This window comes from Pseudoalteromonas sp. TB25, from assembly GCF_000497995.1.
Classification (GTDB): domain Bacteria; phylum Pseudomonadota; class Gammaproteobacteria; order Enterobacterales; family Alteromonadaceae; genus Pseudoalteromonas; species Pseudoalteromonas distincta.
This window is the reverse complement of record NZ_AUTI01000230.1, coordinates 1-7,722: the sequence shown is the minus strand read 5'-3', so window position 1 is coordinate 7,722 and position 7,722 is coordinate 1. Positions and strand designations below refer to the sequence as shown.

6 protein-coding genes are annotated in these 7,722 nt (G+C 37.7%); all 6 read left to right on the top strand.

What is annotated here, in order from left to right:
• Positions 1-804: 804 nt before the first annotated feature.
• The 6 genes from cysD to L652_RS0106820 all read left to right on the top strand — a co-directional run bounded on the left by cysD (position 805) and on the right by L652_RS0106820 (position 7,167).
• Positions 805-1,713, top strand: a complete 909-nt coding sequence (gene cysD, locus L652_RS0106845) for a sulfate adenylyltransferase subunit CysD (RefSeq protein ID WP_002963147.1) — start codon at positions 805-807, stop codon at positions 1,711-1,713.
• Between the two features lie 96 nt (positions 1,714-1,809).
• Positions 1,810-2,154: a four helix bundle protein gene (locus L652_RS0106840; protein ID WP_024596727.1), complete on the top strand. Its 345-nt coding sequence runs from the start codon at positions 1,810-1,812 to the stop codon at positions 2,152-2,154.
• Positions 2,155-2,208: 54 nt separating this feature from the next.
• On the top strand, positions 2,209-3,621 hold the full coding sequence (gene cysN, locus L652_RS0106835; RefSeq protein WP_024596726.1) for a sulfate adenylyltransferase subunit CysN: 1,413 nt from the start codon (positions 2,209-2,211) through the stop codon (positions 3,619-3,621).
• A gap of 75 nt (positions 3,622-3,696) precedes the next feature.
• Positions 3,697-5,427 (top strand): SLC13 family permease, encoded by a 1,731-nt coding sequence (locus tag L652_RS0106830; RefSeq protein WP_024596725.1) that lies wholly within the window; start codon positions 3,697-3,699, stop codon positions 5,425-5,427.
• A 93-nt stretch (positions 5,428-5,520) separates the two neighbouring features.
• A complete protein-coding gene (cysC, locus tag L652_RS0106825) occupies positions 5,521-6,126 on the top strand; it encodes an adenylyl-sulfate kinase (RefSeq protein WP_024596724.1) in 606 nt (201 codons plus the stop codon).
• Between the two features lie 84 nt (positions 6,127-6,210).
• Complete coding sequence (locus L652_RS0106820; RefSeq protein ID WP_024596723.1) at positions 6,211-7,167, top strand: hypothetical protein; 957 nt, start codon at positions 6,211-6,213, stop codon at positions 7,165-7,167.
• Positions 7,168-7,722 lie beyond the last annotated feature (555 nt).

Below are 7,722 nucleotides of genomic sequence, written 5' to 3'. Positions count from 1 at the left end.
CTCGGTGGTAAAAATGTTTTGTAGGTGAGGTTTTATACCTCGCTCATAAAGTAATTAAGACATTATTATCACCACCGAGAAGACAAGGAGAAGTGAAAGAGAAGATCTAATAACTTCTCTGTGTAGCGCGAAGCGCCTCGGTGTTCTCGGTGGTAAAATGTTTTGTAGGTGAGGTTTTATACCTAGCTTATAGAGTAAGTAATTAAGACATTATTATCACCACAGAGAACACAGAGAAGTGAAAGAGAAGATCTAATAACTTCTCTGTGTAGCGCGAAGCGCCTCTGTGCTCTCGGTGGTAAAATTGTTTTGTAGGTGAGGTTTTATACCTCGCTCATAAAGTAATTAAGACATTATTATCACCACAGAGAAGTGAAAGAGAAGAGCTAATAACTTCTCTGTGTAGCGCGAAGCGCCTCGGTGCCCTCGGTGGTAAAATTGTTTTGGGCTAAATGCTCATAAAGTGATTAATACATTATTATCACCACAGAGAACACAGAGAAGTGAAAGAGAAGATCTAATAACTTCTCAGTGTAGCGCGAAGCGCCTCGGTGTTCTCGGTGGTAAAATGTTTTGTAGGTGAGGTTTTATACCTCGCTTAGAGAGTAAATAAGGATTATTTACTCTCTTGATGATGCACTCAGCACCTTAGTGAAGAATATAGTACTATGAACGCATACTTGCGCATTGAATGCGGTGTTTATAATATTTAAACTAGTACGCATAATAGTTTTAGTTTAGCCAAATAATATTTTAATAATTGGCTTGGATGGATTTTGATAATTTAGGATATAAACAAACGTTATGAATGAAGAAAAGTTAACTCACCTTAAGGCCCTCGAAGCCGAATCAATTCATATAATGCGTGAAGTAGCCGCAGAATTTGATAATCCAGTAATGCTTTACTCTGTTGGTAAAGACTCTTCGGTATTACTACATTTAGCACGTAAAGCTTTTTATCCAGGTAAAATACCTTTTCCGTTAATGCACGTAGATACAAACTGGAAATTTAAAGAAATGATTCAGTTTAGAGATCAAATGGCTGAAAAGCATGGTTTCGATTTAATTGTTCATAAAAATCCTGAAGGTTTAGAAATGGGGATTAGCCCATTTGTTCATGGTAGTGCTAAACACACTGACATTATGAAAACTCAAGGGTTAAAGCAAGCCCTTGATATGAATGGTTTTGATGCTGCATTTGGTGGTGCTCGTCGCGATGAAGAAAAATCTCGTGCTAAAGAGCGTGTTTATTCATTCCGTGATAAAAACCACCGTTGGGATCCTAAAAACCAACGCCCAGAGCTTTGGAATGTTTATAACAGCAAAGTCGATAAAGGTGAAAGCATTCGCGTATTCCCACTTAGCAATTGGACTGAGTTAGATATTTGGCAATACATTTACCTTGAAGGTATTGAAATTCCGTCATTATATTTTGCACAAGAGCGTCCGGTTGTTGAGCGTGATGGCACATTAATTATGGTTGATGATGAACGAATGGAGCTTGAAAAAGGCGAAGAAGTTCAGCAAAAAATGGTTCGCTTTAGAACATTGGGTTGTTATCCATTAACAGGTGCTGTTGAGTCTGTGGCTCAAACATTACCTGAAATTATCCAAGAAATGCTGCTTTGTACTACGTCAGAGCGCCAAGGCAGAGTAATCGATAACGATTCAGCTGGTTCTATGGAAAAGAAAAAAATGGAAGGTTATTTCTAAAACAAAGCTATAAGTTTAAAGCCGTAAGTTGTAAGTAAAACAAGTGCTATATAGATTTTAAATCTTAGATCTGATGACTTTATCAAAAGGATTATTATGAACTTTGAAAAGCTAGAAGTATGGAAACGTTCAGCAAGGTTATCCGCACAAATTTATAAAATAACAGCAGACTTACGTGATTATGGCTTTAGAGATCAACTCACACGTGCAGGACTATCTGTACCGAGCAATATAGCAGAAGGGATGACAAGAGACAGTAATAAAGAAAAGCGCCGCTTTTTAGATATTGCACGTTCATCTCTTTCAGAAGCCCGAACCCAGATTTATATCGGCATAGAAATTGGTTATATAAATAACGATACTGGCCGTGAATGGGTTATAGAATCCAAAGAGTTACACGCTATGATCAATAGCCTAAAAAACTCAATAGCAACAGAATAATGCTTATAGCTTATAGCTTATAGCTTATAGCTTACAGCTTATAAAGGACTTAAAATGACCGAACAAACACAACCAAACTTACTTGCAACCGATATTGAAGCTTATTTAAAAGTACACGAAAACAAAGATATGCTGCGTATTTTAACCTGCGGCAGTGTAGATGATGGTAAATCAACGTTAATTGGCCGCTTACTTTACGACAGCAAAATGATCTTTGAAGATCAGATGGCTGCTATCGAAAAAGATTCAAAACGCTTTAACACTACAGATAACGATTTTGACTTAGCGCTTTTAGTTGATGGCCTTCAGTCGGAGCGTGAGCAAGGTATTACAATTGATGTTGCATATCGATACTTTGCAACGGATCAACGTAAATTTATTATTGCCGATACGCCAGGACATGAGCAATATACTCGTAATATGGCAACGGGCGCTTCAACATGTGATTTAGCAATTATTTTGATTGATGCTCGCCATGGTGTGCAAGTACAAACACGTCGCCATAGCTATATTTGTTCTTTGTTAGGAATTAAAAATGTAGTTATTGCTATTAATAAAATGGATGCAGTCGGTTACGAGCAATCTGTTTATCAAAACATTAAAAAAGATTACCGAGAGTTTGCTGAAAAATTATCTTTTGATGATATACGTTTTGTACCAATTTCGGCACTGCGTGGTGATAACGTAGTAAATGAAAGTGAAGCGATGTCTTGGTATCCTGGTTCTACGCTAATGAAGCTTTTAAACACGGTTTCAGTGACGCATGCTAAAAATGATGAATTTAGACTGCAAGTACAATATGTTAACCGTCCTAATTTAGATTTTCGTGGCTTTAGTGGCACTATAGCTGCTGGCGATATTAGAGTAGGGGATACTGTTGCATCATTACCTTCAGGTAAAGAAAGTAAAGTTAAATCAATAGTTACTTTTGATGGCAACCTTGAAAAAGCTTCTGCTGGTATGGCTATTACGCTAACGCTTGAAGATGAAATTGATGTTAGTCGTGGCGATATGTTAGTGCGCCCTCATCAAAAACCTCATTCATCTGCTAATTTAGAAGCTGATGTGGTTTGGATGACTGAAGAGGCACTACAAGTTGACCGTGAGTATGAAATAAAAGTTGGCAGTAAGTCTGTTTTTGGCCACGTAGAAGCTGTTAACTATAAAGTTGACGTGAATACGCTAGAGCAAAAAGAAGCGTCGCAGCTAAACTTAAATGAGATTGGTAACTGTCAATTTGCTTTGACAGCACCTGTACAATTTGATGCTTATGATACTAATAAGCACACAGGAGCGTTTATTATTATTGATCGCTTAACTAACGTAACTGTTGGTGCTGGGATGATACGTAAGCCTCTGGATGCTAAAACGAATAAATCGCAAAGCCAACACTCTGTTTTTGAAGTTGAGTTTAATGCGTTGGTTCGTAAACACTTTCCTCATTGGGATGCAAAAGTAATCCGATAGATTGCTCGTGCTAAGCATTGCGGGCTTTTTGAGCCCGCACTTTTGTTTTATTAACTATGGATGGCTACTATAATTATGCCATTAGATGCTTATCTAACGCTTTTTATTTTTGCACTTACGGTTACTGGATTAGTTGTTATTCAAGGAAGGCCTGTCGCTGTTTTTGGAGCGACACTTATTGCTTTGATAGCTTGTGATTTGGTTACTAAAGAGCAATTTTTAACAAGCATTGCAAACCCTGGTTTAGTGACTTTAATTTTACTTGTATTGTGCTCTTTAGCACTTGAAAAAACACGTTTGTTAAGGGTTGTAGCATCTAAAATAATTGTGAGTAGCTACCATTCTACTTGGTTTAGGTTATTTGGAGTTACTACACTTTTTTCGTCTATTTTAAATAATACAGCTGTTGTCGCTACGTTACTTTCTCCTATACGTAATAATCCTCACCACTTTTCGAGTAAACTACTTTTACCTCTTTCCTACGCTTCTATTTTAGGTGGTACTTTAACACTTATAGGAACGTCAACTAATTTGATTGTTAACTCAATGTATATTGAGGCTTCTGGACGTTCACTGTCGTTTTTTTCGTTCACAGCAATTGGGGCTATTTTAGTTGTTTGCTGTGGTGTTGTTATGTATTTTTGCACGAATATGTTACCCAGTATTGAGCAAAAAAAGGCGACCTCTGAAGGGTATTTTATTGATGCTAAGGTTGCTGAAAACTCTGAGCTTATCGGGCGTTCCGTTGAAGCTAATGGTTTGAGGCATTTAGAGTCATTGTTTTTAGTTGAAATAGTGAGAAAGGGGCACTTAATTAGCCCTGTGTCTCCTTCGGAGGTTATACAGTGCTCTGATAGGCTTATATTTTGTGGCGAAGTTACTAAGCTACTTCAGCTTGGACAATTTACGGGCTTAGAGATTTTTGCTGAAAAAAACGGTACGTTAAATAGTAATTTAACTGAAGTAGTAGTTAGACAAGAAAGTATTATTGTTGGTAAAACCTTAAAAACAACAGGTTTTAGGGCTTTATTTGATGCCGCTGTAGTTGCAATTAGACGCGATGGTGAGCAGGTCTCTGGAAAGTTAGGGGATGTTGTAATTCGTTCTGGTGACTTTTTAGTCTTAGCGGTGGGTAAAGATTACAAAACAAGAACCAATATTAATAAAAACTTTTTAGTACTTTCTGGTGTTGAGCCTGAATCAAGAATAAATGGGTGGCGTGCTTGGCTATCTATTGGTGGGTTTATTTCAATCATTGTGCTGGCCGCTTTTGGTATTCTTGATTTATTAGAAGGTTTGGTATTATTGCTCGGAGGGCTATTATTCACTCGTAGTTTAACAACGAATGAGCTGGTTAGGCGCTTTCCGGTTGATATTTGGCTGGTTGTCTCATCGGCAATTTTGCTTTCAAATGCATTAGTTAATTCTGGTGTAGTAGGTACATTAGGCAATTTTATTGGGCAGTATAACGATCCGAGCTATGTATATGTAGCGTTAATCTTTGTTTATATAGCAACTTGGTTAATGACTGAGTTTGTGACAAATAACGCGGCAGCTGCGTTAATGTTTCCTATAGGTTATACCATTGCGCTTGGGTTTGGAGTAGATGTATTGCCGTTTGTGATGACAGTTGCTTTTGCTGCAAGTGGAAGTTTTATAAGCCCTTATGGTTATCAAACTAATTTAATGGTTTTTAATGCTGGTAACTATAGATTAAATGACTTTGTTAAAATGGGCTTACCTGTCAGTGTTGTTTATGCAGTGGTTGTTTTAGTTTGTATACCGGTGTTTTTTCCGTTTAAGTAAGTATTTAATGCACTTTAGTGTCACATTTTAAATTATATTACGTCGGTGTGGGGTTACCTCGGGCCGTACAAGAATAAAAGGTAAGGTATATTAATGAGCCAGGATGAAAATATAGTATGGCACACGCAAACGGTGTCACGAGAACAAAAGCAAGGTCATAAAGGACATAAGCCGGTTTTGCTTTGGTATACAGGATTAAGTGGCTCAGGTAAATCGACTATTGCTAATGCGGTGGAATCAAAATTATTTGAATTAGGTTGTCATACTTATTTGTTAGACGGTGACAATGTTCGTATGGGTCTAAATAAAGGGCTCACATTTAGCGATGAAGACCGTATTGAAAACATCCGTCGTATTAGTGAAGTTGCTAAGTTATTTGTTGATGCTGGCTTAATAGTGTCGACAGCATTTATTTCTCCATTTGCTACAGATCGTGCCCAGGCTCGCAGTATTATGGCCAACGGTGAGTTTATTGAGGTGTTTATTGATACTCCAATAGAAGTATGCGAAAGCCGCGATCCTAAAGGTTTGTATAAAAAAGCGAGAGCTGGCGAAATACCTAACTTTACGGGGATTAGCTCTGCTTTTGATGTACCAATATCACCAGAGTTACATGTAAAAACAGCACAGCAAAGTATTGAACAAAGTGTTGAGCAAATTATTCAGTATTTAAAAGAAAAAGAAGTTATAAAATTATAGGTATTCAGATTTTGATACCAGAATAATTTAAAGATTAACCGCTTAGTTAAGCAAAGTACTTTGTTTTCTGACTTTGAGACTATTATGAAATACGATGTTTTTAATGGTGATGCAGATGGTATTATCGCATTACTTCAGTTACAACTCGCTAATCCGACAGACACAGTTAAAGTAACTGGGGTTAAGCGTGATATTCAGTTACTAAAAAAAGTAACACCACAATCAGGCGACTGTATTCGTGTGCTTGATATTTCAATGGAAAAAAATATGCCAGCTCTTCATGATGCTTTAACGGCTGGCGCTAAAGTTATGTATGTTGACCATCACAAAGCAGGTGACATTCCTAATCACGCAAATTTATTTCCTCATATAGATCTGGATGCAAATATGTGCACCAGTTTAATTGTGAGTAATTTACTTAATAATCAATTCCACCTGTGGGCAATTACTGCTGCATATGGTGATAATTTATTTGCAAAGGCTGATGCTGAAGCTGATAAGTTAAAATTGACAGCATTGCAAAAATCGCAGTTAAAAGCGTTTGGTACGTATATTAATTATAACGGCTATGGCAGTGAAGTGGCTGATTTACATTTTTCTCCAGAAGATCTTTACGAGCAACTTTTGCAATATAAATCGCCGCTTGATGCCATTAACGATGAAAACTCTGCTTACTATACTTTAGAGCGTGCTTATAAAGCTGATATGAAAAAAGCTGCAGGGGCCAAAGTTCTGCATGATTGTGATACTGCCAAAGTTATTTTATTAGATGATGAGCCTTGGGCGCGTCGTGTTAGTGGTGTATTAGGTAATGATTTAGCTAACCAAGCTCCGACTAAAGCGCATGGTGTTGTTACAAGTAATAATAAGGGAAGTTACACTGTTAGCGTACGCGCTCCGCTTAGTAATAAGCAGGGGGCTGTTGATATATGTAGTAAGTTTGCAACAGGTGGTGGGCGAGCGGCTGCTGCTGGAATTAATGAGCTGCCTGAGTCGCAACTTTCAAGTTTTATAACTGAACTAGTAGGTTACTATAAGTAATGTATTTAGATGAGTTCTAAATCTTATTTATTAAGTGAATTCACAAAGTGAATAAGCAATAGTTATCAACACAGAGAAGTGAAAGAGAAGATCTAATAACTTCTCAGTGTAGCGCGAAGCGCCTCAGTGTTCTCGGTGGTAAAATTGTTTTGGGCTAAATGCTCATAAAGTGATTAAGACATTATTACCACCACCGAGAAGACAAGGAGAAGTAAAGGAGAAGATCTAATAACTTCTCTGTGTAGCGCGAAGCGCCTCTGTGTTCTCGGTGGTAAAATTGTTTTGGGCTAAATACTCATAAAGTGATTAAGACATTATTATCACCACCGAGAAGACAAGGAGAAGTGAAAGAGAAGATCTAATAACTTCTCAGTGTAGCGCGAAGGGCCTCGGTGCCCTCGGTGGTAAAAATGTTTTGTAGGTGAGGTTTTATACCTCGCTCATAAAGTAATTAAGACATTATTATCACCACCGAGAAGACAAGGAGAAGTGAAAGAGAAGATCTAATAACTTCTCTGTGTAGCGCGAAGCGCCTCGGTGTTCTCGGTGGTAAAA

Coding starts and splice junctions, on each gene's coding strand:
- cysD (WP_002963147.1), top strand. CDS start 805: ATGAATGAAGAAAAGTTAACTCACCTTAAGGCCCTCGAAGCCGAATCA.
- L652_RS0106840 (WP_024596727.1), top strand. CDS start 1,810: ATGAACTTTGAAAAGCTAGAAGTATGGAAACGTTCAGCAAGGTTATCC.
- cysN (WP_024596726.1), top strand. CDS start 2,209: ATGACCGAACAAACACAACCAAACTTACTTGCAACCGATATTGAAGCT.
- L652_RS0106830 (WP_024596725.1), top strand. CDS start 3,697: ATGCCATTAGATGCTTATCTAACGCTTTTTATTTTTGCACTTACGGTT.
- cysC (WP_024596724.1), top strand. CDS start 5,521: ATGAGCCAGGATGAAAATATAGTATGGCACACGCAAACGGTGTCACGA.
- L652_RS0106820 (WP_024596723.1), top strand. CDS start 6,211: ATGAAATACGATGTTTTTAATGGTGATGCAGATGGTATTATCGCATTA.